Source organism: Pseudonocardia sp. (assembly GCF_035305885.1).
In the GTDB taxonomy this organism is placed as follows: domain Bacteria; phylum Actinomycetota; class Actinomycetes; order Mycobacteriales; family Pseudonocardiaceae; genus Pseudonocardia.
Genome location: NZ_DATGOP010000080.1, coordinates 16,794 through 40,686 on the forward strand (window position 1 = coordinate 16,794; position 23,893 = coordinate 40,686).

Annotated in this window: 21 protein-coding genes; 12 read left to right on the plus strand and 9 right to left on the minus strand. The window is 74.4% G+C overall.

The window, feature by feature from the left end; all coding sequences use genetic code 11:
- Positions 1-85: 85 nt before the first annotated feature.
- Entirely contained in the window at positions 86-874 is a 789-nt protein-coding gene (locus VKZ81_RS16595) for an alpha/beta fold hydrolase (RefSeq protein WP_324242478.1), read from the minus strand.
- Positions 875-958: 84 nt separating this feature from the next.
- Here VKZ81_RS16595 and VKZ81_RS16600 point away from each other — a divergent pair, with 84 nt between their 5' ends.
- Positions 959-2,287 carry an aminotransferase-like domain-containing protein gene (locus VKZ81_RS16600; RefSeq protein WP_324242479.1) on the plus strand — a complete coding sequence of 443 codons (1,329 nt, stop codon included), beginning with the start codon at positions 959-961 and terminating at the stop codon, positions 2,285-2,287.
- A gap of 84 nt (positions 2,288-2,371) precedes the next feature.
- Positions 2,372-3,661, plus strand: coding sequence for an amidohydrolase family protein (locus tag VKZ81_RS16605; protein ID WP_324242480.1), 1,290 nt, complete (start codon positions 2,372-2,374; stop codon positions 3,659-3,661).
- A 43-nt stretch (positions 3,662-3,704) separates the two neighbouring features.
- Here VKZ81_RS16605 and VKZ81_RS16610 read toward each other — a convergent pair whose 3' ends face one another.
- Positions 3,705-4,295 carry a pyridoxamine 5'-phosphate oxidase family protein gene (locus VKZ81_RS16610; protein ID WP_324242481.1) on the minus strand — a complete coding sequence of 197 codons (591 nt, stop codon included), beginning with the start codon at positions 4,293-4,295 and terminating at the stop codon, positions 3,705-3,707.
- A complete protein-coding gene (locus VKZ81_RS16615) occupies positions 4,288-4,869 on the minus strand; it encodes a helix-turn-helix domain-containing protein (protein WP_324242482.1) in 582 nt (193 codons plus the stop codon). Before VKZ81_RS16615 ends, VKZ81_RS16610 begins: the two co-directional genes overlap by 8 nt.
- A 175-nt stretch (positions 4,870-5,044) precedes the next feature.
- Between VKZ81_RS16615 and VKZ81_RS16620 the strand changes: the two genes are divergently transcribed.
- The 8 genes from VKZ81_RS16620 (at position 5,045) to VKZ81_RS16655 (ending at position 12,875) form a co-directional block, all read left to right on the plus strand.
- A complete protein-coding gene (locus VKZ81_RS16620) occupies positions 5,045-6,307 on the plus strand; it encodes an amidohydrolase family protein (protein ID WP_324242483.1) in 1,263 nt (420 codons plus the stop codon).
- Positions 6,308-6,312: 5 nt separating this feature from the next.
- Positions 6,313-7,065 carry an ABC transporter ATP-binding protein gene (locus VKZ81_RS16625; RefSeq protein WP_324242484.1) on the plus strand — a complete coding sequence of 251 codons (753 nt, stop codon included), beginning with the start codon at positions 6,313-6,315 and terminating at the stop codon, positions 7,063-7,065.
- Complete coding sequence (locus VKZ81_RS16630) at positions 7,062-7,913, plus strand: ABC transporter permease (RefSeq protein WP_324242485.1); 852 nt, start codon at positions 7,062-7,064, stop codon at positions 7,911-7,913. Before VKZ81_RS16625 ends, VKZ81_RS16630 begins: the two co-directional genes overlap by 4 nt.
- A 28-nt stretch (positions 7,914-7,941) precedes the next feature.
- Positions 7,942-9,114 carry a substrate-binding domain-containing protein gene (locus tag VKZ81_RS16635; protein WP_324242486.1) on the plus strand — a complete coding sequence of 391 codons (1,173 nt, stop codon included), beginning with the start codon at positions 7,942-7,944 and terminating at the stop codon, positions 9,112-9,114.
- Positions 9,111-10,448 (plus strand): FAD-binding oxidoreductase, encoded by a 1,338-nt coding sequence (locus tag VKZ81_RS16640; protein WP_324242487.1) that lies wholly within the window; start codon positions 9,111-9,113, stop codon positions 10,446-10,448. The genes VKZ81_RS16635 and VKZ81_RS16640 overlap by 4 nt, the downstream gene beginning before the upstream one ends.
- Complete coding sequence (locus VKZ81_RS16645; protein WP_324242488.1) at positions 10,448-11,224, plus strand: creatininase family protein; 777 nt, start codon at positions 10,448-10,450, stop codon at positions 11,222-11,224. The genes VKZ81_RS16640 and VKZ81_RS16645 overlap by 1 nt, the downstream gene beginning before the upstream one ends.
- Before the next feature lie 30 nt (positions 11,225-11,254).
- Positions 11,255-11,887 carry a GNAT family N-acetyltransferase gene (locus VKZ81_RS16650; protein WP_324242489.1) on the plus strand — a complete coding sequence of 211 codons (633 nt, stop codon included), beginning with the start codon at positions 11,255-11,257 and terminating at the stop codon, positions 11,885-11,887.
- Between the two features lie 91 nt (positions 11,888-11,978).
- Positions 11,979-12,875 carry a DMT family transporter gene (locus VKZ81_RS16655; RefSeq protein ID WP_324242490.1) on the plus strand — a complete coding sequence of 299 codons (897 nt, stop codon included), beginning with the start codon at positions 11,979-11,981 and terminating at the stop codon, positions 12,873-12,875.
- Here VKZ81_RS16655 and VKZ81_RS16660 read toward each other — a convergent pair.
- From VKZ81_RS16660 to VKZ81_RS16670, 3 genes are all read right to left on the minus strand, one after another.
- Positions 12,844-14,094 carry an MFS transporter gene (locus VKZ81_RS16660; RefSeq protein ID WP_324242530.1) on the minus strand — a complete coding sequence of 417 codons (1,251 nt, stop codon included), beginning with the start codon at positions 14,092-14,094 and terminating at the stop codon, positions 12,844-12,846. The two genes, VKZ81_RS16655 and VKZ81_RS16660, sit on opposite strands and share 32 nt — an antisense overlap.
- A gap of 478 nt (positions 14,095-14,572) precedes the next feature.
- Positions 14,573-15,250: a response regulator transcription factor gene (locus tag VKZ81_RS16665; protein WP_324242491.1), complete on the minus strand. Its 678-nt coding sequence runs from the start codon at positions 15,248-15,250 to the stop codon at positions 14,573-14,575.
- Positions 15,247-16,398 carry a sensor histidine kinase gene (locus VKZ81_RS16670; RefSeq protein ID WP_324242492.1) on the minus strand — a complete coding sequence of 384 codons (1,152 nt, stop codon included), beginning with the start codon at positions 16,396-16,398 and terminating at the stop codon, positions 15,247-15,249. Before VKZ81_RS16670 ends, VKZ81_RS16665 begins: the two co-directional genes overlap by 4 nt.
- A 101-nt stretch (positions 16,399-16,499) precedes the next feature.
- Here VKZ81_RS16670 and VKZ81_RS16675 point away from each other — a divergent pair, with 101 nt between their 5' ends.
- Positions 16,500-17,447 (plus strand): asparaginase, encoded by a 948-nt coding sequence (locus VKZ81_RS16675; RefSeq protein ID WP_324242493.1) that lies wholly within the window; start codon positions 16,500-16,502, stop codon positions 17,445-17,447.
- A 10-nt stretch (positions 17,448-17,457) separates the two neighbouring features.
- Here VKZ81_RS16675 and VKZ81_RS16680 read toward each other — a convergent pair whose 3' ends face one another.
- A complete protein-coding gene (locus VKZ81_RS16680; protein ID WP_324242494.1) occupies positions 17,458-18,312 on the minus strand; it encodes a TetR/AcrR family transcriptional regulator in 855 nt (284 codons plus the stop codon).
- 77 nt (positions 18,313-18,389) lie between these two features.
- Between VKZ81_RS16680 and VKZ81_RS16685 the strand changes: the two genes are divergently transcribed.
- The gene (locus VKZ81_RS16685) at positions 18,390-19,805 is read left to right on the plus strand and encodes an alpha/beta hydrolase family protein (protein WP_324242495.1); all 1,416 of its coding nucleotides are present in this window, start codon (positions 18,390-18,392) and stop codon (positions 19,803-19,805) included.
- Between the two features lie 6 nt (positions 19,806-19,811).
- Here VKZ81_RS16685 and VKZ81_RS16690 read toward each other — a convergent pair whose 3' ends face one another.
- Complete coding sequence (locus VKZ81_RS16690; protein WP_324242496.1) at positions 19,812-22,694, minus strand: FAD-binding and (Fe-S)-binding domain-containing protein; 2,883 nt, start codon at positions 22,692-22,694, stop codon at positions 19,812-19,814.
- Positions 22,691-23,857: a pyridoxal-phosphate-dependent aminotransferase family protein gene (locus tag VKZ81_RS16695; protein ID WP_324242497.1), complete on the minus strand. Its 1,167-nt coding sequence runs from the start codon at positions 23,855-23,857 to the stop codon at positions 22,691-22,693. Before VKZ81_RS16695 ends, VKZ81_RS16690 begins: the two co-directional genes overlap by 4 nt.
- Positions 23,858-23,893: the final 36 nt, after the last annotated feature.

Consider the following 23,893-nt stretch of genomic DNA (forward strand, 5'->3'; position numbering starts at 1 on the left):
CAGCGGCACCGGCTCTGGTGGGCCGATTCGGCGAAGATCGAGACGATCGGGTGCTCGGAGCAATGTCTCGGATCAATCGGTCGAATCAATCGGGCACCCGGTCGAGCAGGCGCTGCAGCGCGGCGTTGAAGTCGTCGGGGCGCTCGAGGTTGGGCATGTGCGCGGCGTTCGCCACCACCACCAGCTCCGCGCCCGGCACGCCCTCGGCGATCTCCTTCGCGTCCGCGACCGGGGTGAAGGAGTCGTCGTTGCCGACCACGACCACGGTCGGCACGCCGACGCGGGCGAGGTCGGCCCGCCGGTCGGGGCGGTCCGCGCGGGCGCGCTGGGCGGCCGCGGCGCCGACGGGGTCGGCCGAACGCATCATCTCCAGGACGTGCTCGGCCACGGCGGGCGGCGCGTCCGGCGAGACCATCAGGTAGAGGTTTTCGACGGCGTACGGGTCCATGCCGTCGCTGACCAGGCGGTGCGCCTGGTCGAGGCGGGCGGCGCGGGAGGCCGGCGTCTCGCCGGCCGCGGTGGTGTCGGCGAGCAGGAGGCCCGCGACCCGCTCCGGGTGGCGCGCCCACAGCTCCAGCGCGATCTGCCCGCCCATCGACAGGCCGACGACGACCGCACGGGATACGCGCAGGCCGTCCAGGAGTCCGGCGAGGTCGTCGGCGAACGCCGACCACGCGGGCACCGCGCCGCGGCTCGCCCCGTACCCGTGCAGGTCGGGCACGATCACGCGCCGCTCGGTGGAGAAGCGGGACAGCTGCGGTTCCCACATCGACCGGTCGAACGGGTGGCCGTGCACGAAGAGCAGCGGCGTGCCGTTGTCCGGGCCGGCGTCGGTGTAGGCGAGAACGGTGTGCCCCAGCGTGATCGTGCGCATCTGTCGGTCCTCCTGGCATTGACCGATCCGAGTCTGATCGGTACAAAGCAGCGAAGCAATACCGACAATGACCTCGGAGCAATCGTGGACGACTACCGGGCGCTGGCCGACGCCGTGGCCGCGGACATCAGGGCGGGCCGGCTCCGGGCGGGCGACCGGCTGCCCACCCAGCGGCGGTTCGCGCGCGACCGCGGCATCGCCGTGTCCACCGCGTCGCGGGTCTACGCCGAGCTCGCGCGGCGCGGGCTGGTCACCGGCGAGGTGGGCCGCGGGACGTTCGTGCGCGCCGCGCCCCCGCCGCCCGGGCCCGCCCTCGCCGAGCAGCGCCCCGGCGTGGTCGACCTCGAGCTGAACTTCCCGATCCTCGACGGGCAGGACGAGCTGCTCGCGCCCGCGCTCGCCGGGCTGCTGCGCCCGGACGGCCTGCGGGCCGGGCTCGCGCCGGGCCGCGCCGCGGGGACGGCGGCCGGCCGGGAGGCGGCCGCGGCGCTGCTCGCCTGCCCGGGTTGGACCCCGCAGCCGGAGCAGCTGCTCTTCGCGGCCAACGGGCGGCAGGCCATCGCGGCGGCCATCGGCGCGCTCGTGCCCGCCGGCGGCCGGCTCGGGGTGGAGACGCTCACCTTCCCGGTGGCGCGCACGATCGCGGCGCGGCTCGGCGTCGAGGTGGTGCCGCTCCCGGTCGACGGCGACGGCCTGCAACCGGACGGGGTGCGCGCCGCGGGCCGGCTCGACGCGGTGTTCGTGCAGCCGACGCTGCACAACCCCCTCGGCGTCACCATGCCGGTCACGCGCCGCCGCGAGCTCGCCGCCGTGCTCACCGAGCTCGACGTCCCGGCGATCGAGGACCGCATCTACTCGTTCCTCCGCGACGACCCGCCGCCGCTCGCGGCGTACGCGCCGGAGCACACGGTCGTGGTGGACAGCCTGTCCAAGCGCGTGGCGCCCGGCTGCTCGCTGGGCTTCCTCGTGCCGCCGCCCGCCCGCCACCAGCGGGTGCGCGCGTCGATCCAGGCCGGCGGGTGGGCGGCCCAGTCCTTCGCGGTCGAGGCGGCCACGCGGTGGATGGCCGAGGGCGTGGTGGCGCGGATCCAGCAGGCCAAGCGGGCCGACGCGGCGCGGCGGCAGGCGCTGGCGGCCGAGCGGCTGGCCGGGTTCACCGTGCGCGCCGACCCGGCGGCCTACCACTGCTGGTGGGAGCTGCCGCCGCCGTGGCGGGCGGAGACGTTCGTCGCCGCCGCGGCGCGCCGCGGGATCGCGGTGACCCCCGCCGCGTCGTACGCCGCGGGCGCGGGCCACGCGCCGAGCGCGGTCCGGCTGGCGCTGGCGACGCCGCCGCTCGACGCGCTCGCCGCCGCCCTCGACGTCCTCGCCGGGCTCGGCCGCGGTGCGCCGGGCGACGACGGCACCGAGTGAGTTCAGGAATGTGGCTTTCCTGAAGCCCAGGTTCGTGAATGTGGCTTTCCTGAACTCGCAGGAGGTTCGGTAGAACTTGCGCCCGTGCTGATCGTGCGGGGTGCCGAGCTGGTGTGGACGGGGAGCGCCGAGATCCCGGGGGGTGAGGTCGCCTGCGGCCCGGACGGGCGCGTGGCGGCCGGGCCCGTCGACGGGGGCGAGGTGCTCGACGCCTCCGGGTGCGTCGTCACCCCCGGGCTCGTGAACGCCCACCACCACCTGCTGCAGACCGCGTTCCGGACGCTGCCGGGCACCCGCGGCGTGCCGATGCGCGAGTGGCTCCCGCGGATGGCCGCCGCCTACGCCGCGGTGGGCGTCGACGACGAGCTGGCGCACGCCGCCGCCGCGGCCGGGCTGGCCGAGGCGCTGCTGTGCGGCGTGACGACCGTGGCCGACCACCACCTCACCTGGCCCCCCGGCGACGGGGTGGGCATCGCCCGCGCGGTGGCCGCCGCCGCGGGGGAGGTGGGGGCGCGGCTGGTGTTCGTGCGCGGCAGCGCCCGCGACGACCCCCAGGAGGCGGCGGCCTCCGCCGACGCGATCGCGACGGCGCTCGGCGGCGACCCGACCGGGATGGTGCAGGTCGCGGTGGGTCCCGCGGGCGTGCACAGCGACGGGGAGGAGACGTTCCGGCTGCTCGCCGAGGTCGCCCGGCGGCACGGGCTGCGGCGGCGGACCCAGGCGAACGAGCAGGTCGACGTCGAGGTCGCCGAGCAGCGCTACGGCCGCCGCCCCCTCGACCTGCTCGACGAGTGGGGCTGGCTCGCCCCCGACGTCACGGTCGCGCACCTGTGCGGCGTCACGGACGCCGAGATCGCCCGCGTCGCGGCGGCCGGTGTGACGGCCACCCATGCGCCCGGCTGCGACCTGCCGATGGGGTGGGGGGTCGCGCCGATGGCCGCGCTGTCGGACGCGGGCGTGGCGGTCGGGCTCGGTACGAGCGGCGGCGGCAGCAACGACGCCGGTCACCTGCTCGCCGACGCCCGCCTCGCCATGCAGGTGGCCCCGCTCGTCGGCCGCCCCGTGGCCGCCCGCGAGGTGCTGACCTGGGCGACCGCGGGCTCGGCCACCGGGCTGGGCCGCCCCGAGCTGGGCCGGCTCGACCCGGGCTGCGCGGCCGACCTCGTCTGCTGGGACGTGACCGGCGTCGCCGACGCGGGCGTCGCCGACCCCCTCGCCGGCCTGCTGTGGGCCGCCCCGGGGCGGCGGCCGCGGCACGTGGTGGTGGCGGGCCGGGTGGTCGTGCGGGACGGGGAGCTGGTGCGCCGCCCGGAGCACGAGGTGGCCGCGGACCTGCGTGCCCTCCTCGCCCGCCGCCCCGCCCCCGGCGTCTGACCGCGCCCCCGGGCCCGCCCCCACCCGTTCGAGCCGGGTGGGGTCAGGGCAGCGCCGGGAAGTGGCGCCAGCCGTCGCCGTCCCGCACGAACCGGGTCTTCGTCGACGTGGTGGTCTCCGTGCCCGCCTGCCAGAAGTCGATGCGCTCCGGCTCGAGGAGGATCGTCGTCCAGCTCGGCGGCGGCTCCGCGGACGCCGGGTCGGCGGCCGCCGCGTCGAACGCCGCCTCGACCGCGCCGGGGGCGACCGCGTGGTGCGGCGGCTCGAGCCGGGGGAGCAGCGCGTGGTAGGCCCACGCGATGAGCTGCAGCCGCCGCGGCTGGGCGAGGTAGCCCGCGCGGGAGGTCTCGGCGTCGAGCTCGCCGGCCCGCCCCTCCACCACGACCTGCCGCCCGAGCGACGGCCAGTGGAAGACGCCCGTGGCGCGGGGGTTGGCGGCGATGTCGCGGGTCTTCGTGGTGGGCGTGGAGGAGTGGAAGCGCACGCCCGCGGGGCCGACGCCGGTGACGAGCACGGTGCGGGCGTGCGGGACGCCGTCGGCGTCGGCCGTCGCGAACGTCATCGTGCGGTGGTCGCCCGCCTCGAACCACCGGGCCAGGAGGGCGAGCGGATCGCCGGAGAGCTGCTCAGTCATCGGGCGGCCCCGTGTGCACCAGCACGACGACGCACGTCTCCGGGCCGACCTGGCGGAACCGGTGATCCACGCGGCCAGGGTAGGTGATCGAGTCCCTGGCGTTGAGCGTGGTGAACCGGCTGGTGCCGTGCTCGCGCAGCTCCAGCTCGACGGTGCCGCGGGCGACGTACAGCAGCTCGCGCCGCCCGTGCCGGAAGAACTCCCCGAACTCCTGCGGGGAGCCGACGAACTCGGTGACGTCGGCGCCCTCCGGGTCGTGCAGCAGCAGCCGCGCGCCGCCCGCCTCGACCTCGACGAGCGCCGCGTCGTCGGCGCGCACGGGCTCGGCCGCGGCCGGGCTCGCGGCCCGGCCGAGAAGCGCCTGCTGGGTGGTACCGAGCGCGGTCGCGATCCGGTAGAGCGAGCGCATGGACGGGCGGGTGCGCCCGAGCTCCAGCTGGGACAGGAACGGCTGCGAGAGCCCGGCCTGCGCCGCGACCTGGGCGAGGGTCATCCCGCGTTCGTGGCGCGCCGCGCGGATCGCCCGGCCGAGGCGGGCGTCGGCCTGGCGCTGCGCCGCACTGGTGGTCGGCATCGATTTCACACAGCCGCGCGGAGGCGGCAACGTCGGCGAAACATGGGCTCCATAACGTCTCCGAATGTTGACCTCATCAATAAACTGCAGGTAGAACCCGGTCAAGGAGGAAACTATCGACGGGGAACGGGTCCGCTCGATCGGGGCGCCGGACGATTCCGCTCGGCTCTCCGGCGTGCGGCTGCGCTCCATCCGCGGTGCCCGGTTGCTCGACGGCATGGTCGCCGACCTGCGGATCTCGGGCGCCCAGATCGCCTCCGGACCGGCGCCGGACGGTGAGCCGGGCGTGGACCTCGACGCCACGGGCTGGCGCGTCCTGCCCTCGGCGGTCGAGCCGCACGCCCACCTCGACAAGGCGCTCACGGCGCCGCGCATCCCCGCCGACACCGGCAACGACCTCGGCGCGGCGATCGCGCAGTGGCGGGCGCTGGTGGCCGACATCGACGGCGCCGACATCGCCGAACGCGCGCTGGTCGCCGTTCGCCGCTACGCCGCGAACGGGATCACCACGATCCGCACGCACGTCGACGTCCCCACCACCGGCGACCCGGCGCGCGGGGTCGAGGCGCTGGTCGAGCTGCGCGAACGGCTGCGAGGGCGGGTCACGCTGCAGGTCTGCATGCTCGCCGGGCACCAGACCCCCGACTCCGTCCTCGCCGACGTCGCCGCGCGCGGGGTCGACGTGATCGGCGGCTGCCCGCACATCGCGTCCGACCCGCGCGCCGAGACCTCCCGCATGCTCGACCTCGCCGAGCGCCTCGGCCTGCCGGTGGACCTGCACGCCGACGAGCAGACCGGGCTGCCGCCGTCGGACGCGGGGCTCGACATCGTCGACCTCGCCGAGCAGGTGCTGGCCCGCGGGCTGCAGCAGCGGGTCACCGCGAGCCACTGCGTGCGCCTCGGCATGCTGCCGCCGGACCGGCTGGCGCGGGTGCTCGACGTCGCCGCCCGGGCCGGCCTCGGCATCGTCACGCTGCCGATCACGAACCTCTACCTGCAGGGCAGGGACGCCACGCACGCCGCACCGCGCGGCATCGCCGCGGTCCGGCAGATCCTCGACGCGGGCATCCCGCTGGCCGCCGGTGGGGACAACCTGCGCGACCCGTTCAACCCGGCGGGCCGCGCCGACCCGTTCGAGACCACGTCGCTGCTCATGACGGCCGCGCACCTGCGCCCGCTCGAGGCGCTCGCCGCGGTCACCACCGGGGCGCGCACCGTGCTGGGCCTGCCGCCCGCCGGCACCGCGCCCGGCGCCGTCGCCGACCTCGTGCTCGTGCCGGACGTGGACCTCGGCGACGTCCTGGCCGGGGCGGTCGGGGCCCGGGTGGTGGTGTCGGCGGGCCGTGTCGTCGCCGACACGCGGGTCGCCCGCGCGCTCGACCTGCCGAACCCGGCCACGCCGGATCTTGCCCCGCAGCCGCTCACCGATGTGAGGTGAGGAATGTGACCACCGAAATCGCCGAGCGCACGCACACGCTCGCACTCGCCGGGGTGACCAAACGGTTCCCGACCGGCACCGTCGCGCTCACCGACGTGAGCCTGTCCATCTCCCCGGGTGAGTTCGTCACCGTCGTCGGGCCGTCCGGCTGCGGCAAGTCCACGCTGCTTCGGCTCGCGTCCGGGCTGGAGACCGCCACCAGCGGCACGGTCGAGGTGTCCGCCCGGGCCACGAGCTATGTCTTCCAGGACGCCACCCTGCTGGAGTGGCGCACCGCCCTGCGCAACGTCGAGCTGGTCGGCGAGCTGCGGGGCGTCCCGCGGGAGGAGCGGCGGGAGCGGGCCCGCGCCGCGCTCGACCTCGTGGGGCTCTCCGGGTTCGAGCGGCAGCACCCGCGGCAGCTCTCGGGCGGCATGCGGATGCGCGTGTCGCTCGCCAGGGCGCTCGTCGCCGAGCCCGACCTCGCCCTCTTCGACGAGCCGTTCGGCGCGCTCGACGAGATCACCCGCCTCCAGATGCAGACCGAGCTGCAGCGGATCTTCCGGCAGGAGCGGTTCGCCGGCCTGTTCATCACGCACTCGGTGTCGGAGGCGGTCTACCTGTCCACGCGGGTGCTGGTGATGAGCGGACGACCGGGCCGGATCGTGGCCGAGATCCCGGTGCCGTGGGACTACCCGCGCCCACCCGAGCTGCGGCACACGCCCGAGTTCGGCGAGCTCACCGGCCGCGTGTCGGCCGCCTTGGGGGAGCACTCGTGACCACCGTCGAGAGCCGCGTCGAGACGCCCGCACCGCAGGCGGCGGAGCAGCCGCGCGCGGGCGCGGGCGCCCTCCTGCGCCGCGCCGCCCCGATCGTCGGCGCGCTGGTGGGCTTCCTGGCCGCCTGGTACGCGGTCACCTACCTGGTGCTGCCCGCGCGCCAGCGCTTCCTCCTCCCGCCGCCGCACGAGGTGTACGGGGGCGTGTTCTCCAACCCCCAGCTGATGGCGCCGATGATGGAGGCCCTGGGCCGCAGCTTCGCGGTGGCGCTGGTCGGGCTCGTGATCGCCGTCGTGCTCGGTATCGCCTACGCCGTGGTGATGTCGCAGTGGTCGTGGGCGGAGAAGATCCTCTACCCGTACGCGGTGATCCTGCAGACCATCCCGATCCTCGCGCTGGTGCCGCTGATCGGGATCTGGCTCGGGTACTCGTTCCTGGCCAGGGTCGCGGTCTGCGTGATCATCGCCCTGTTCCCGATGATCGCCAACACGCTGTTCGGGCTGCAGTCGGCGAGCGCCGCGGCGCACGACCTGTTCACGCTCAACAAGGCCACCCGGTGGCAGCGGCTGATGAAGCTGCAGTTCCCCGCCGCCGTGCCGTCGATCTTCACCGGCCTGCGCAACGCGGCGGGCCTCTCGGTGATCGGCGCGATCGTCGGCGACTACTTCTTCCAGCAGGGCGCCCCCGGCATCGGCGGCCTCCTGCGCGTCTACACCCAGCGCCTGCAGATGGAGGCGCTGCTCACCTCGGTCACGCTCACCGCCCTCTTCGGTGTCGTGATCTTCACGATCTTCGCCGTGCTCGACCGCGCCGTGGTCGGGCGCTGGTACGGCCGAGTGGCCCGCTGAAACCCCCGTCCCACCACTGGAGCTCCCCATGAACCGCACGTCCGCTCCCCTCGCCGCGACGGCGTTCGCCGTCGCGCTCCTCCTTTCCGCGTGCGGCGGCGCGGACGAGACGGGCGCCCCCGCCGGGCCGGCCGCCCCACCGGCCGAGGCGGGGAGTCCGCTCGACCTGAGCGACGTCTGCCCGGCCACCGTGGTGCTGCAGCAGGACTGGCAGCCCGAGGCCGAGCACGGCTCGATGTACTCGCTCGTCGGTCCCGACTACACGATCGACACGAGCGCGAAGACGGTCACCGGGTCGTTGGTCGCGCAGGGCGTCGACACCGGGGTCGACGTCGAGGTGCGTCCCGGCGGGCCCAACGTCGGCTTCCAGCCGGTGCCCGCCCTCATGTACCTCGACGACGCGATCACGCTCGGCGCCGTCAACAGCGACGCGGCGATCGCGGCCGCGGCCGACCAGCCGACCGTCGCCGTGGTCTCGCAGATGACCGTGAGTCCGCAGATCCTCATGTGGGACCCGGAGAGCCACCCGGGGATGACCACGATCCGCGAGATCGGCGCCACCGGCGTCCCGGTCGTCACGGCGGGCGACGTGATCCCGGCGCTGCTGGTGAGCCGGGGCATCATCACGCAGGAGCAGGTCGACACCAGCTACGAGGGCACGCCCGCGCGGTTCGTGTCCGACCCGTCCATCCTGCAGCAGGGCTTCGCGACCGCCGAGCCGTACGTCTACCAGAACGAGATCGGCGAGTGGGCCCGCCCGGTCGGCTACGAGCCGCTCGCGAACCACGGCTACTCGATCTACCCCGAGCCGCTCGCGGTGCGCGCCGACAAGCTCGACGAGCTGCGCCCGTGCCTGCAGAAGCTGGTGCCGATCCTGCAGCAGTCGCAGATCGACTACCTGGCGAACCCCGGCCCGACCAACCGCCTGATCGTCGAGCTCGTCGAGGTCTACCAGACCGGCTGGACCTACTCCGAGGGCGTCGCGGAGTTCTCGGCGAGGGCCCAGGTCGAGCAGGGCTTCGTGGTGAACGACCCGGCGTCGGGCGTCTTCGGGCAGTTCGACCCCGCCCGCATGCAGGAGATCGTGTCCACGTTCGGGCCGATCCTGCAGTCGCAGGGCACGATCACCTCGGTGCCCGACGCGGAGAGCCTCTACACCAACGAGTTCATCGACCCGAACATCAGGATGGAGGCTCCGTGACGGTCGCGGACCGCACCGCGGCGGCCGTCGCCGAGATCGAACGTCTCGGCGCCGGCACCGTGTCCACCGACCCGGCCCTGCTGGTCAAGGTCTCCTCGGACTGGTCGCGCATGTCGCCCGTGCTGCAGGAGAAGGTGCCGCCGGGCCGCTACGTCGCCGACGCCGTCGTGCGGCCCACGCGGCCCGAGGACGTGCCGCAGGTGCTGAAGGTGGCGTTCGACCACGACGTCCCGATCACCCCGCGCGGCGCGGGCACCGGCAACTACGGGCAGGCCACCCCGTTCGACGGCGGGATCCTGCTCGACCTGCGCGGCCTCGACTCGATCACGGTGAACCCGAGCGGCACCATCACCGCGGGCGCCGGGGCGCGGATGACCGCGATCGACCGGGTGGGCCGGGCGGCCGGCCGGGACATCTGGATGTTCCCGTCCACCAAGAGCTCCACGGTCGGCGGGTTCATCGGCGGCGGCAGCGCGGGCACCGGCACCATCGAGCACCGCACCACCACCGACGGCTTCGTCGTCTCGGCGCTGGTCGCGCACATGGACGGCAGCGGCACCATGCAGCGGGTCAGCGGCGCCGAGCTCACGCCCTACATCCACACCTACGGCGTCACCGGCATCCTCGTCGAGGTCGAGATCCGCACCGACCCGGCGCGGGACTGGGTGGCCGTCTACGGCAGCTTCGCCTCGTACGCCGACCTGGTGGCGGTGCACCGCTCGCTGCTGGACCTCCCGCAGCTGCCGCGGCTGGCCTCGGCCGACGAGCCCGCGCTCGTGCCGACGCTCACGGCGCCGATCGACCTCGACCCCACCCGCTACAGCCTGCGGGTGATCGCCGAGGCGTCCACGGCGGACGAGGTGGCCGCGCGCATGGCCGCGGGCGGCGAGCACGTCGCCACGCTCACCGACTACGCCGAGACCGACCGGCTCTCCGGCATGTCGTACAACCACCCGGTCTGGTTCTTCCAGCGCGGCAACCCGGATCGGACCTACTTCCACATGGAGTCCGGCGGCACCCCGATCTGGGACGACCCGGACGCCGTGCGCGCGGTGTACGACGGACCGGTGCACCTGCACCTGGAGCTGTTCGGCCACGGACCGGGCGCGATGATCGTCGCCGAGTACCGGGGGGAGGAGGCCGTGCTCGCCGGCATCCCGAAGCTGGAGGCGATCGGGGTGGGGGTCCACTCCCCGCACCAGTGGTACGTCGACCGCAACGTCGAGCTCGCCATCGAGACCGCGCGGGTGACCGACCCGAAGGGCCTGCTCAACCCGGGCAAGCTCACGGCCACCCCGCCCGTGGACACCCGCGTGAACATCGGGGTGCGGTGATGGTCCCGCGCTTCACCGACCTCACCGCCCCGCAGATCGCGGCGCTGCCCGCCGACACCGTCGCGGTTCTCCCGCTCGGCGCGATCGAGCAGCACGGTCCGCACCTGCCGGTCTCCACCGACTACGTCACCGCCACCGAGGCGGCGGAGGCCGCGGTGCGGGCGGTCGCCGAGGCGGGCAGCGCGCCCGTCGTCCTGCTGCCCGGGCTCGCCTACACCAAGTCCGACGAGCACCACTGGTCGGCGGGCACCGTCTGGCTGTCCTGGGACACGCTGATGCGCACCCTCGTCGACATCGGACGGTCGCTGTCCACGTCGGGCATCACCCGGCTGCTGTTCGTCAACGGCCACGGCGGCAACTCGGCGCTGGGCCAGGTGGCGTGCCGGGAGATCCGCATCAAGTTCGGGCTGCGGACGTTCTTCGCGCACCTGTCGGTGCCCGCCGACCAGGGCGGGCGCACGTCCGCGGAGCACGAGTACGGGATGGGCGTGCACGGCGGCCACGGCGAGACCTCGCTGATGCTGCACCTGCGCCCCGAGCTCGTGCACATGGAGCACGCGCGGCGCAACGTGCCCGAAGGACTGCGGGAGTACCAGCACATCGGGTTCGGCAAGCCGGTGTCGTTCGGTTGGACGAGCGCCGACTTCGGGCCCGACGGGCACGTGGGCGACCCGACCGGGGCGACCGCCGAGCACGGCAAGGCGATCTTCGAGGCCGCGGTCGGCCGGCTCGCCGAGGTGATCGTCGAGGCCCACCGCTTCACCACCCCCGCCTGACGGCCCGGTGCGGGCGGATACGGTGGCGCCGTGCCCGTGATCCGCCCGTACCGGCCGGGGGATCGCGCCGCGGTCGCCGAGATCTGCATCCTCACCGGGGACGCCGGCGGCGACTCGCGGCGGCGGTGGCCCGACCCGGAGCTGCTTGCGAACGTCTTCGCGCTGCCCTACGTCGACCACGAACCGGAGCTCGCGTTCGTGCTGGACGACGGCGGGCGGGCCGTCGGGTACATCCTCGGCACCGCCGACACGGCGTCGTTCGTGAAGTGGTTCCGCGAGGAGTGGCTGCCGCCGCTCGCCGAGCGCTACCCACCCCCTCCCGACCCGCCCACCACGCAGCTCGAGTGGCTCCGGCGCCGGCTGCACACCCCGGAGCGGATGCTCCTGCCCGTGGTGGAGGACCACCCGGCCCACCTGCACATCGACCTGCTGCCCGCCTACCAGGGCGTCGGGCACGGCCGCGCCCTGATGACCCGGTTCCTGCGGGCGCTCGGTGAGATGGGGGTTGCGCGGGTGCACCTGCAGATGGACCCGGCCAACACCCGCGCCCGGGCCTTCTACGACCGGATGGGGTTCACCGAGATCGCGGTGGACGGCCTGCCCGCCGGCGCCGTCCTCGGCCGGGAGACCATCGCGCCGCAGCAGGCCGAGTGGCTCTCCTGATCGGGCGGGAACCGGTCCTTATCCGGGGCCGCCCGGGGCCGTAGCGTGGCCTGCGAAGGCTGCTGGGGGGATCGGATCGGAGGTGCGGCCGGTGAGCCGGCGGGGATGGGTGCTGTTCGCCGCGATGGGGGTGCTCTGGGGCATCCCCTATCTGATGATCAAGGTCGCCGTCGAGGGCGTGTCCGTCCCGATGATCGTGTTCGTGCGGACCGCGGTCGGGGCGGCGGTCCTGCTGCCGCTCGCGCTGCGGGCGGGCCGGCCGACGTGGCTGCGGGACCGCTGGAAGCCGCTGCTCGCGTTCGCGACCATCGAGATCATGATCCCGTGGGCGTTGCTGTCGGACGCCGAGCGGCACATCACCAGCTCGATGACCGGCCTGCTCATCGCGGCCTCGCCCATCCTCGCGGTGGTGATCGGCCGGTTCACCGGCGACGCGGAACGGCTCGGCCTGGCCCGCTGGGCCGGCCTCGCGATCGGGATCGCGGGCGTGGCCGTGCTGGCCGGGCCGGCGCTGGGCGACGGCAGCCCGTGGGCGATCGCGGAGGTGCTGCTCGTCGCCCTCTGCTACGCCACCGCGCCGATCATCGCGGCCCGCCGCCTGTCCGACGTGCCCTCGCTGCCCATGACCGCGATCTGCCTCGGCGGGGCGGCGCTCGTCTACGCCGCCCCCGCCGCGCTGACCTGGCCACAGACGCTGCCCGAGCCCCGCGTGCTCGCCGCGCTCGCCGGCCTCGCGCTGGTGTGCACGGCGCTCGCGTTCTGCGTGTTCTTCGCGCTGATCCGCGAGGTCGGGCCGTCCCGGGCGCTGGTGTTCACCTACGTGAACCCGGCGGTCGCGGTCACGGCCGGCGTGGTCGTGCTCGGTGAGCCGCTCACCGCGTCGATCGTCGCGGCGTTCGCGCTGATCCTCGCCGGTTCCGTGCTCGCGACCGCCCAGCGGCCCGCGAAGGACGCCGCTACCGGCGCACCCGTCGGGTCTCGCGGATGAAGATCACGGCGATCAGGCTGACGATGGCCACGGCCACCATGTAGGCCGACACCGACAGCGACGTGCCCGTCGACGTCTGCAGCGCCGTGGCGATCAGTGGCGCGAACCCGCCGCCGAGCACCGCGCCGATCGCGTAGGAGAACGAGGCGCCGCTGTAGCGGAACCGCGCGTCGAACATCTCCGCGAACAGCGCCGACTGCGGGCCGTACGACGCGCCGAGGCCGATCGTCAGCACGATCACCGAGATGATCATCAGGGCGGTCGACCTGGTGTCGATGAGCAGGAAGAACGGCACCGGCCACAGGACGAGCAGCACCGAGCCGACGAGGTACACCGGCTTGCGGCCGACCCGGTCCGACCACTGCGCCGACACCATGATGCTCACCAGCCACGAGACGCTGCCGACGATCACCACGATCAGCATCGTGGTGCGCGAGACCTCCAGCACCGAGGTGCCGTAGGACAGCAGGTAGGCGAGGAAGACGTAGCCGATCGCGGTGTTGGCGATGAAGCTGCCCGAGGCCAGCAGCAGCTCACGGGGCCGCTCGCGCAGCACGTCGATCATCGGCACCCGGGCCCGCTGGTCCTGCGCGCGCAGCGCGGAGAACACCGGGCTCTCCTCGATCCGCAGGCGGATGAACAGCCCGACGCCGACGAGCACGATGCTGAACAGGAACGGCAGCCGCCAGCCCCAGGCGGCGAACTGCTCGTCGTCGAGCACGCCGACCACGACGAACACGAGCTGGGCGAGGATCAGCCCCGCGGGCACCCCGATCTGGGAGTACGAGCCGTACTTGCCCCGGTGGTCCTCGGGGGCGTGCTCGACGGCCATGAGCGCCGCGCCGCCCCACTCGCCGCCCGCGGACAGGCCCTGCAGCAGCCGCAGCACGAGCAGCAGCACCGGCGCGAGCAGCCCGATCTGGTCGTAGGTGGGCAACAGGCCGACGCCGACCGTCGCGATCCCCATCAGCAGCAGCGACGCGACGAGCATGGCCTTGCGGCCGACCCGGTCACCGAAGTGGCCCCAGAGGATGCCGCCGACCGGGCGGGCCAGGAACCCGACGCCGAGCGTCGCGAACGACGCGAGGGTCGCCGACGCCGGCTCCAACGACGTGAAGAACTGCGAACCGAACACCAGCGCGGCCGCCGTCGAGTAGATGAAGTAGTCGTACCACTCGATGGTCGTGCCTACTGCGCTCGCGAGCGCGACCCTGCGCAGCTGATCGGGGCGGGATCCCGCCTCCGCGGCCGCGACGCTCGACGGCGATGTCGATTCGCGGTCCACCGCTCCACCTCCTTGTGTGCTGCGCACACGATCCGATGGCGGCCCCCGACCGTCAACCGTCTGGTGGAACCGTGATGGCTCTGGCGACATGATCGTGACCATGGGTGCAGGCGAGCAGACCAGTTGCTCGCCGAGCAGGCCGACCACCACGCGCGGAGGGGGTCGAGCACACCGACCACACGCGTCCGGCTCCTGCAGGCGGACCTGTTCGACCGGCGGCCGGACCGCCGCTACGACGTGGTGCTCGTCGGGTTCTGGCTCTCGCGCGGCCGCTCGCGCGGTTCGCGTCGTTCTGGTCGCCGGTCGCCGACGGCCGCCGGCCGGGCGGGTGCTCTTCGTCGACGACGCGTACCGCGCGCGGGAGGAGCTCGTCGAGGGCAAGCGTCCGAGGGCGTGCTCCGCCGCCTGACGGTCACCCGGTCCAGCCGGGCCGCACCAGGCCGCTTTCGTAGGCGAGCACCACCACCTGGGCGCGGTCGCGCGCCCCGAGCTTGATCATGGCCCGGCTGACGTGGGTCTTCGCCGTCGCGGGGCTCACCACGAGCCGCTCGGCGATCTCGTCGTTGGACAGGCCCGCGGCGACCAGCGCCACCACCTCGCGCTCGCGGTCGGTGAGCTGGTCCATCAGCGCCGTGATCTGCCGGGCCGGCTGCGGCGGCTTCGCCCTGGCCGCGAACTCCTCGATCAGCCGCCGGGTGACGCCGGGGGAGAGCAGGGCGTCCCCGGCGTGCACCACGCGGATCGCGTGCACGAGCTCCACCGGCTCGATGTCCTTGACCAGGAAGCCGCTCGCGCCGTTGCGGATCGCGTCGAAGACGTAGGCGTCCTCGGCGAACGTGGTGAGCACGACGACCTTCACGCCCGACAGCCGCGGGTCGGCCACGATGTCCTTGGTGGCGTCGAGGCCGTTGCGGCCCGGCATGCGGATGTCCATGAGCACGACGTCGGGCCGGGTGTCGCGGGCCGTCCGGACCGCGGTGTCGCCGTCCTCGGCCTCGCCGACGACCTCGATGTCCGGCTGGGCCTGCAGCAGCGCCCTGAACCCGGCGCGCACGAGCGCCTGGTCGTCCACCAGCAGCACCCCGATCACCGGCCGCCTCCCGTCGTCCGCAGGTGTGCCTCCACGCGGAACCCGCCGCCGGGGCGCGGTCCCGCGGTCAGCGTGCCACCGAGGGCCGCCGCGCGCTCCCGCATGCCGGGGATCCCGTCGCCGCCGTCGCGGTCACCGCTCGGGCCCGCGCCGTCGTCGTCGATCCGCATCCTGATCCCGTCGTCGGTGTAGGAGAGCCGCACCGACGCCCGCGCGGGCCCCGCGTGCTTGCGGGTGTTGGTCAGCGCCTCCTGGATGATCCGGTACGCCGCGGTGTCGACGCTCGGCGGGAGCTCCCGCGGCTCGCCCTCGACCTCGACGTCCACCGGCAGCCCGGCCGCCCGGGTCGCCTCCACCAGCTCGTCCAGCCGCGCGAGCCCGGCGACCGGCTCGTGCGGCGGCTCCTCGTCCACACCGCGCAGCGCGCCCAGGGTGGAGCGCATCTCGCGCAGGAGGTCGCGGCTCGACTGCTTGATCGCGGTGAGCGCGGTCCGCGCCTGCTCCGGGTCGTCGTCCATCAGGTAGAGCGCCACCCCGGCCTGGACGTTGATCAGCGAGATGTGGTGGCCGAGCACGTCGTGCAGGTCGCGGGCGATGCGCAGCCGCTCCTCGCTCCCGCGCCTGCGACTGGCCTCCGCCGCGGCCGCCCGCGCCTGCTCCCGCCGCTCCCGGCGGGCCCGCCACAGCTCCGCCCCCGCGACGAACGCGGCGATCCACGCGAGCCACGCCGACGCGCCCGCGAGCGGGAACCCGGCGCCCGGGTGGTGCAGCACGTACAGGCCCACCAGGCCGACGAACGTGACGGCGGCGATCGCGTAGCCGGCGCGGCGGTACCCCCACCCCACCGCCGTGCCGAGCGCCACGAACGACGCGAGCGGCGCCGGCCCGAACGGGTAGCCGGCACCGAGGTAGGCCAGCAGCACCGCGGCGATCGCCGCGAACACCACGGGCGGGTTCCACCGGCGCACGACCAGCAGGGCGGGCCCGGTGAGCAGCAGGATCCCGCCCAGCGGGTCGAGCGGCCGCAGGCCCGTGCCGAACCGCTGGGTGAACCCCGTGCCCACGACCGTGATCACGGCGACCGCGACCGGGAGCACCACGGTGGGCACGGGGCCCGCCCACCAGCTCGGACGCTCACCGGATGCCACGAGGCGAACGTAACCGGCCCGCGGGGCCGCGACGTCCGTCCGCGGGAGTGCCTTCCCGTACCGCTCCCGGCGTACGGGTGGGCGGCGCCTACCGTGATCGCGTGATCGACGACGGGGCGGAGGTCCTCGCCCGGGTGGTGCGTGGCGGGGTGGTCGAGTCGGTGCACCGGGGGCACCTGGTCGTGCTGGGCCCCGACGGGTCGACGGTGCTGCGCCGCGGCGCCCCCGACCGCGTGTTCTTCCCGCGGTCGTCGCTCAAGCTCGTGCAGGCCGTGGCGATGCTGCGCAGCGGGCTCGACCTCGACGGCGAGCTGCTCGCGCTCGCCTGCGCGAGCCACTCCGGCGAGCCGGGCCACCTCGACGGCGTGCGCCGCGTGCTCGCGGGCGCGGGCTTCGATGAGGACGCCCTGCAGAACACGCCCGCCCTCCCGCTCGACGCGGACGCGGCGCTGGCGTGGCAGGCCGCCGGGAACGGGCCGGCCCGGCTCACCCAGAACTGCTCCGGCAAGCACGCCGCGATGCTCGCCACCTGCGTGGCCGCCGGGTGGGACCCGTCGACCTACCGCGACCCGGCCCACCCGCTGCAGCGCGCGGTGCGCGCGACGGTGGCCGAGCTGACCGGCGACGGCGACCCCGCCCACGTCACCGTGGATGGCTGCGGCGCCCCGCTGTTCTCCTGCACGCCCGCAGGCCTCGCCCGCGCGTTCGCCCGGATCGCGACGGCACCCGCGGGCACCGCGGAGCACCGCGTCGCGGACGCGGTGCGCGCGCACCCGTGGTGGCTGGGCGGGACCGGCCGGTTCCCGACGCGGCTGATCGAGGCGGTGCCCGGGTTGATCGCGAAGGACGGTGCGGAGGGCGTGTTCGCCGCGGCGCTGCCCGACGGCGGCGCGCTCGCCGTGAAGATCGCCGACGGCTCGCCGCGCCCGCTGCCCCCGGTGGTGACGGCGGCGCTCGGCGCGCTCGGCGCCGGCGGGCTGGGCGAGGTCGGGAGGGTCCCGGTGCTGGGCCACGGCGAGCCGGTGGGGGCGGTCGAGCCGGCTTTCTGACCAGGCCCGATCAGCCGCGCGCGCGAGCGGCCTCGGTCAGCCGGCGCCGGACCTCGGCGATCCGCGCCGGCGTCCACTCGACGTCGGGGTCGGGTTCGAGGAACGCCAGCGCGATGCCGGCCAGCGCCACGGCGCGCACCGGCCAGCGCGCCGTCTCCCCGGTGCCGAACGGGTCGCCCTCGACGTGCGCCTCGGCGAGGTCGGGGTTGGTGGGCGACATCAGCACCATCCCCCGGAAGTGGGCGCTGACCAGGCTCGCGAGCGTCTCGAAACCGGTGCCGAGGGCGGGGCGCACCCGGAAGCCGAACAGGTCCGCCCACTCCCGCCACGCGGCGGCGATGCGGGTGGTGAACCCGTGCTCGGACTCGGTCAGCGCCGCCTGGACGTCGGTGCGCAGGTCGCCGTCGGGCAGGCTGAGGAACGTCGCGTGCAGGGCGAGGTAGGTGCGCCACTCCGCGGAGCGGTGCACGACCGCGAAGTCCTGCTCGCGCCGGATCAGCTCCAACAGCAGCGCGCGCCGGCCCTCCGGGGTCTCCAGCCGGTCGAGCCGCTCGGCGGCGACCTCGGCGAGGACGGCCTCCCCGGTCTCGCGGCCCGCGACGGAGGCGGGGGCCACGCCCCGGGCGAGCTCGCGGAGCAGGTCGGAGAAGAACAGGTCCTTGTAGGGCCAGCGCCGGTAGACCGCGCTGCGGGCGACCCCGGCCTCCCGGATCACCTCCTCGAGGCTGATGTGCTCGAGGCTCACCGTGAGGCCGGCCTCGTTGACCATGCCCACCGCGGTGTCGAGCATGCGCCGCTCGGTCTCCCGGTCCGTCAGGCGGCGCCGGCGACGGGTGAGCCCGGTCGGCTCGCCATGCGTCGTCACATCACACTCCAAGTTTGAGATATCATGTCTCAAGTCCCATCGGGGCTCTCGGTAGTCAACCAGAAGGAGTTCATCCAGTGCGACCGCTCGAAGTCGCCCTGCTCGTCGCCCTGGCCGTGGCGTTCGCGGCCGTGGCGGCCCCGTTGCCCGACCGGGCGCGGCACCTGCGCGCCGCCGCCCTCCTCCCGATCCCGGTGCTGGTCGCGCAGGTGCTCGTCGAGGGCGCCCGCTGGCAGCTGATCCCGGCCTACGTGCTGTGCGGGCTGCTCGCCGCGGCCTGGCCGGCGCGGGCCGCGGGCCGGCTCCCGGCCGCGCGGACGGCCGGGGCGCTGGGCGTGCTGGCGCTCGCCGTGGCCATCGCGCTCCCGGCGGTGGTCCCCGTGTTCGGCTTCCCCCGCCCGAGCGGCCCGCACGCGATCGGCACGCAGACCTACCACTGGGTCGACCCGGAGCGGCCGGACGTCTTCACCGCCGATCCGGACGATCGGCGGGAGCTCGTCGTGCAGGTCTGGTACCCGGCCGAGGACGTGCCGGACGCGCCGCGGGCGCCCTACGTCGAGGACGGCGACGCGCTCGCCCCACTGGCCCGCCTCATGGGCCTCCCGGGTGGCGCCTTCGGCCACTTCGACCAGGTGCGGACGAACGCGGTCGTCGGCGCGCCGGTCGCCCGCGAGGACGCCCGCTACCCGGTGCTGCTGTTCTCCCACGGCCGTGGCGGCTACCGCCAGCACAACACGGCGCAGGTCGAGGAGCTGGTGTCGCACGGCTACGTGGTCGCGGCGATCGACCACCCGCACGCGTCCGCGGGCGTGGTCTTCCCGGACGGCCGTCAGGTCCCGATGGACCCCCGGATGTACGACCGCACCTTCATCGACGGCGTCATCCCGTTCCTCGCGCAGGACGTGAGCACCGCCCTGGACCGGCTCGCCGCGCTCGACCGCTCCCACGACCCGCTGGCCGGCCGGCTGGACCTGGACCACGTCGGCATGTTCGGGGTGTCGCTCGGCGGCGCGGTGACCGGTGAGGCCTGCAAGATCGAGCCGCGGGTGCGCGCCTGCCTGCCCATCGACGTGTTCCTGCCCGCCGACGTGGTGGAGGCCGGCCTGCGCCAGCCGGTCATGTGGATCACCCGGGACGAGGCCACCATGCGCCGCGAGGGCTGGAGCGAGTCGGACGTCGTGGAGACCCACAGCACCATGCGCGCGGTCTACGAGCGCCTCACCGGCCCCGGCTACATCGTGCAGGTGCCGGGGATGTGGCACGTCGACTTCTCCGACTTCCCGCTCTTCGCGCCGTGGTTGACCACGCCGCTCGGGCTCGGCGGCCCCCTCGACCCCGAGCGGGCGCGCACCATCCCCGACACCTACGCGCGGGCGTTCTTCGACCGCCACCTGAAGGGCCTGCCCACCCCGCTCCTGGACGGCCCCTCGCCCGACTACCCGGAGGTGCTCTTCGAGAGCAGGGCGCTGCCTGCGGGCCCGCCCGTCGGTTAGGCGGGGTCAGGCGAGGGCGGCGCGGATCAGCTCCACGGGGTGGTGGGCCCGGCGGGTGGTGCCGTGCGCGATCTGCTGGCGGCAGGAGACGCCCGTCGCGGCGATGACCGTGCCCTCCGGCTCGGCGCGGACGGCCGGGAACAGCCGGTCCTCGCCCACCCGCATCGACACCTCGTAGTGCTCGGCCTCGAAGCCGAACGAGCCGGCCATCCCGCAGCACCCGGCGTCGACCTCGACGACCTCGGCGCCGGGGATGCGGGACAGCAGGGCGACGGTGGCGGCCGTGCCGACCTCGGCCTTCTGGTGGCAGTGGCCGTGGTAGAGGATCCGCCTGCCCGCGGGCCACGCGTCGTCGCGCAGCGTCAGGGCGCCGTCGTCGATGGCCTCGACCAACAGCTCGTCGACGAGCCGCGCCCGGCCCGCCACGTCGGCGACGCGGGGGTCGTCGGCGCCGAGCAGGGCGCGGTGCTCGTCGCCGAGGGTGAGCACGCAGGACGGCTCCACGCCCGCGATCGGCCCCTCGGTGCCGGCGAGCGCGTCGACGAGCCCGGACGCCTGCCGCTTGGCCTGGTCGAGCATCCCCTTCGAGAACGCCGCCCGCCCGCAGCACCCGCTCGACTCGAGCCGGACGTCCCAGCCGGCGCGTTCCAAGAGCTCGATGGCCGCGATCCCGATGGCGGGCTCGGTGAAGGAGGTGAACGAGTCGCCGAGGAAGGTGAGCGGGCCCCGCGAGCCCGTCCGGTGGCCGTTCGGGGACCGCCCGTGGAACCAGGTCAGCAGGGTCTCCGACGCGAACGTCGGGAGCGGGCGCTCCGGTGCGATGCCGATCGCGCGGGCGGCGAGCTTGCGCAGCGCGGGCACGCGGTTGGGCAGGTTGGCCAGCGGGGCGCTCGCCGCGCCGAGCCGGTTGAGCCCGCGGATCCCGGCGAACACCCGCGAGCGCAGCGGGATGCCCTTCGTCTCGTGCTTGTGGTGCAGCGCCTCCGCCTTGAGCGTGGCCATGTCCACCGAGAGCGGGCACTCGCTCTTGCAGGCCTTGCACATCAGGCACAGGTCGAGCACCTCGTGCAGCCGCTCGTCGCCGAGCGCCGTGCGCGGGTCGGGCTCGGACAGCGCCTTGACCAGCGCGTTCGCCCGGCCCCGGGTGGCGTCCTCCTCACGGTGCGTCGCCATGTAGGACGGGCACATCACGCCGGCGGCGTCCTTGCGGCACAGCCCGATGTTCTGGCACCGGTCGGCGGCGCCGCGCATCCCGCGGTCGCCGCCCGCCACCACCGTGAAGTCGAGGGCGGTGGTGAGCGGGCCCGGGGGCGGCAGCGCGGGTTCCCGGAGGTTCTCGGTCATCGACGGGGCGTCGACGATCTTGCCGGGGTTCATCCGGCCGTCCGGGTCGAAGATGCCCTTGACCCGGCGCATGGCCTCGTAGAGCTCGTCGCCGAACAGGCTGCGGTTGAACTCGCTGCGCGCGAGGCCGTCGCCGTGCTCGGAGGAGTTGGCGCCGCCGAACTCGGCGACGAGGTCGCGGACCTCCTCGGCCACCGCCCGCATCTTCGCGACCTCCTCCGGCTTGGAGAGGTCGACGAACGGGCGCACGTGCAGGCAGCCGACCGACGCGTGGCCGTAGAAGCCGGCGCGCATGCCGTGCCGCTCGAGCACCTTCGCGAACCGCTCGGTGTACTCGGCGAGGCGGCTCGGGTCGACCGCCGTGTCCTCGACGAACGCGGCCGGCCGGTTGCTGCCCGTGCTCGCGGCCATGAGCAGCCCGAGCCCCGACTTGCGGACCTTCAGCAGGGCCGCCTGCTCGGCGGGGGTCTCGGCGCGCAGGGTGTGGTAGCCGTGGCCGTGCTTGGTCCACAGGGCGGTGAGCCGGTCCAGCTGCCCGGAGAGCTCCGCCGGGTCGTCGCCGCTGAACGACACGAACAGCAGCGCCTCCGGGTCGTCGTGCAGGATCGAGCCGAGCGCGGCGTACTCGTGCTTCGAGCGGGACAGGTCGAGGATCGTGCGGTCCATCAGCTCGACCTGCGCCGGGTCGCAGGCCAGCGCGTCCTCGGTGGCGTTGATCGCGGCCTGCGTGGAGCGGAAGTGCCCCACCGCGATCACCGTCCGCGACGGCTTGGGCACGAGCGCCACCTCGGCCTCGGTGACCACGACCAGCGTGCCCTCGGAGCCGACGACGAAGCGGGCCAGGTCGAAGGAATCGGCGAGCCGGTCGAGGCGGTAGCCGCCCGCGCGGCGCCAGAACTTCGGGAACCCGGTGGCGATGGCGTCCCGGTGGGCGTCGACGAGCGCGGGCAGCTCGCGGTAGATCCTGGCCTCCAGGGTGTCGCCCTCCGCGCGGCGCGCCCGCTCGGCCTCGTCGACCGGGCCGAACGTGGCCGTGGACGCGTCGGAGAGCACCACGTCCAGCGTCCGGACGTGGTCGATCGTCATCCCGTAGCGGACCGACCCGCTGCCCGCGGAGTTGTTGCCGATCATCCCGCCGAGCGTGGCCCGGTTGGACGTCGACGTGTCGGGCCCGAACATCAGCCCGTGCGGCGCGGCGGCCCGGTTGAGCTGGTCCTGCACGACGCCGGGCTGCACACGGGCGGTGCGCGCCTCCGGGTCGAGCTCGACGATCGCGCTCATGTGCCGCGAGAAGTCGAGGACGATCGCCTCCCCGACGGTCTGCCCGGCGAGGCTCGTGCCCGCGCCGCGGGGCAGCACGGGCACGCCGTGCTCACGCGCGATGCGGACCGTGGTGATCACGTCACCCGCGTGCCGCGGGGCGACCACGCCGATGGGCGTGATCGCGTACATGCTCGCGTCCCGGGAGTACAGGTGGCGCGTGTAGTCGTCGAAGAGGACCTCGCCCTCGAGCTCGCGGTCGAGCGCCCGTCGAAGTTGACTCATTCCGCCGCCTCCCGCAGGTGCTCCACCGCCGCCTCGACGCCCCCGGGCTTGATCGGCACGCCCGCGAGCTGCAATCCCATCTGTACCCCGCCGAGGGTCCCGATGAGCGTGAGGTCGTTGAAGTGGCCGAGGTGGCCGATCCGGAAGACCTTCCCCGCGAGCTTGCCGAGCCCCGCGCCGAGCGACATGTCGAACTTCTCGAGGATGACCCGCCGGACCTCGTCGGCGTCGTGCCCCTCGGGCAGCAGCACCGCGGTCAGCGAACCGGAGTGCTCACGTTCGTCGGCGCAGAGCACCTCGAGGCCCCACGCCCGCACGGCGGCGCGGGTGGCCGCGGCGTGGCGCTGGTGGCGGGCGAAGACGTTCGACAGCCCCTCCTCGGTGAGCATCCTGCACGCCTCGCGCAGTCCGAACAGCAGGTTGGTGCCCGGGGTGTAGGGGTAGAAGCCGCGCTCGTTGGCGGCGATGATCGGTCCCCAGTCCCAGTAGGAGCGGGGCAGCCGGGCGGCCTTGTTCGCGGCGAGCGCCTTCTCGCTCACCGCGTTGAACCCGAGGCCCGGCGGCAGCATCAGGCCCTTCTGCGAGCCCGCGACCGTGACGTCGACGCCCCACTCGTCGTGCCGGTACTCGATCGACCCCAGCGAGGAGATCGTGTCGACGAGCAGCAGCGCCGGATGCCCGACCGAGTCGAGCGCCGCGCGCACCTCGGGCACGCGGCTCGTCACGCCGGTCGAGGTCTCGTTGTGCACCACGCACACGGCCTTGATCTCCTGCCGCTCGTCGGCCGCGAGCCTGCGGGCGATCTCGGCCGGGTCGGCGCCGTGGCGCCAGTCGCCGGGGATCAGGTCGACCTGCAGCCCGAGCCGGCGCGCGAGCTCGGACCAGAGCGTGGCGAAGTGCCCGGTCTCGCTCATCAGCACGCGGTCGCCCGGGCTCAGGGTGTTGACCAGGGCGGCCTCCCACGCCCCCGTCCCCGACGACGGGTAGATCACGATCGGCCCGGACGTCGCGAACACCGGCTGGAGCGCCTCCAGCACGGCCTTGGTGAGCTCGGCGAACTCAGGCCCGCGGTGGTCGATCGTCGGCGCGGCCATCGCCCGCAGCACCCGGTCCGGGACGTTCGTCGGGCCGGGGATCTGCAGGAAGTGACGCCCTCCGGTCATGTGCACGCGGACCTCCAGTTGATGTCCCGGGTTGAC

Bases quoted from the DNA above. Each gene is read 5' to 3' on its own strand.
- VKZ81_RS16595 (WP_324242478.1), bottom strand. From the start codon at position 874: ATGCGCACGATCACGCTGGGGCACACCGTTCTCGCCTACACCGACGCC.
- VKZ81_RS16610 (WP_324242481.1), bottom strand. From the start codon at position 4,295: ATGACTGAGCAGCTCTCCGGCGATCCGCTCGCCCTCCTGGCCCGGTGG.
- VKZ81_RS16615 (WP_324242482.1), bottom strand. From the start codon at position 4,869: ATGCCGACCACCAGTGCGGCGCAGCGCCAGGCCGACGCCCGCCTCGGC.
- VKZ81_RS16635 (WP_324242486.1), top strand. From the start codon at position 7,942: ATGAACCGCACGTCCGCTCCCCTCGCCGCGACGGCGTTCGCCGTCGCG.
- VKZ81_RS16645 (WP_324242488.1), top strand. From the start codon at position 10,448: ATGGTCCCGCGCTTCACCGACCTCACCGCCCCGCAGATCGCGGCGCTG.
- VKZ81_RS16690 (WP_324242496.1), bottom strand. From the start codon at position 22,694: ATGAGTCAACTTCGACGGGCGCTCGACCGCGAGCTCGAGGGCGAGGTC.
- VKZ81_RS16695 (WP_324242497.1), bottom strand. From the start codon at position 23,857: ATGACCGGAGGGCGTCACTTCCTGCAGATCCCCGGCCCGACGAACGTC.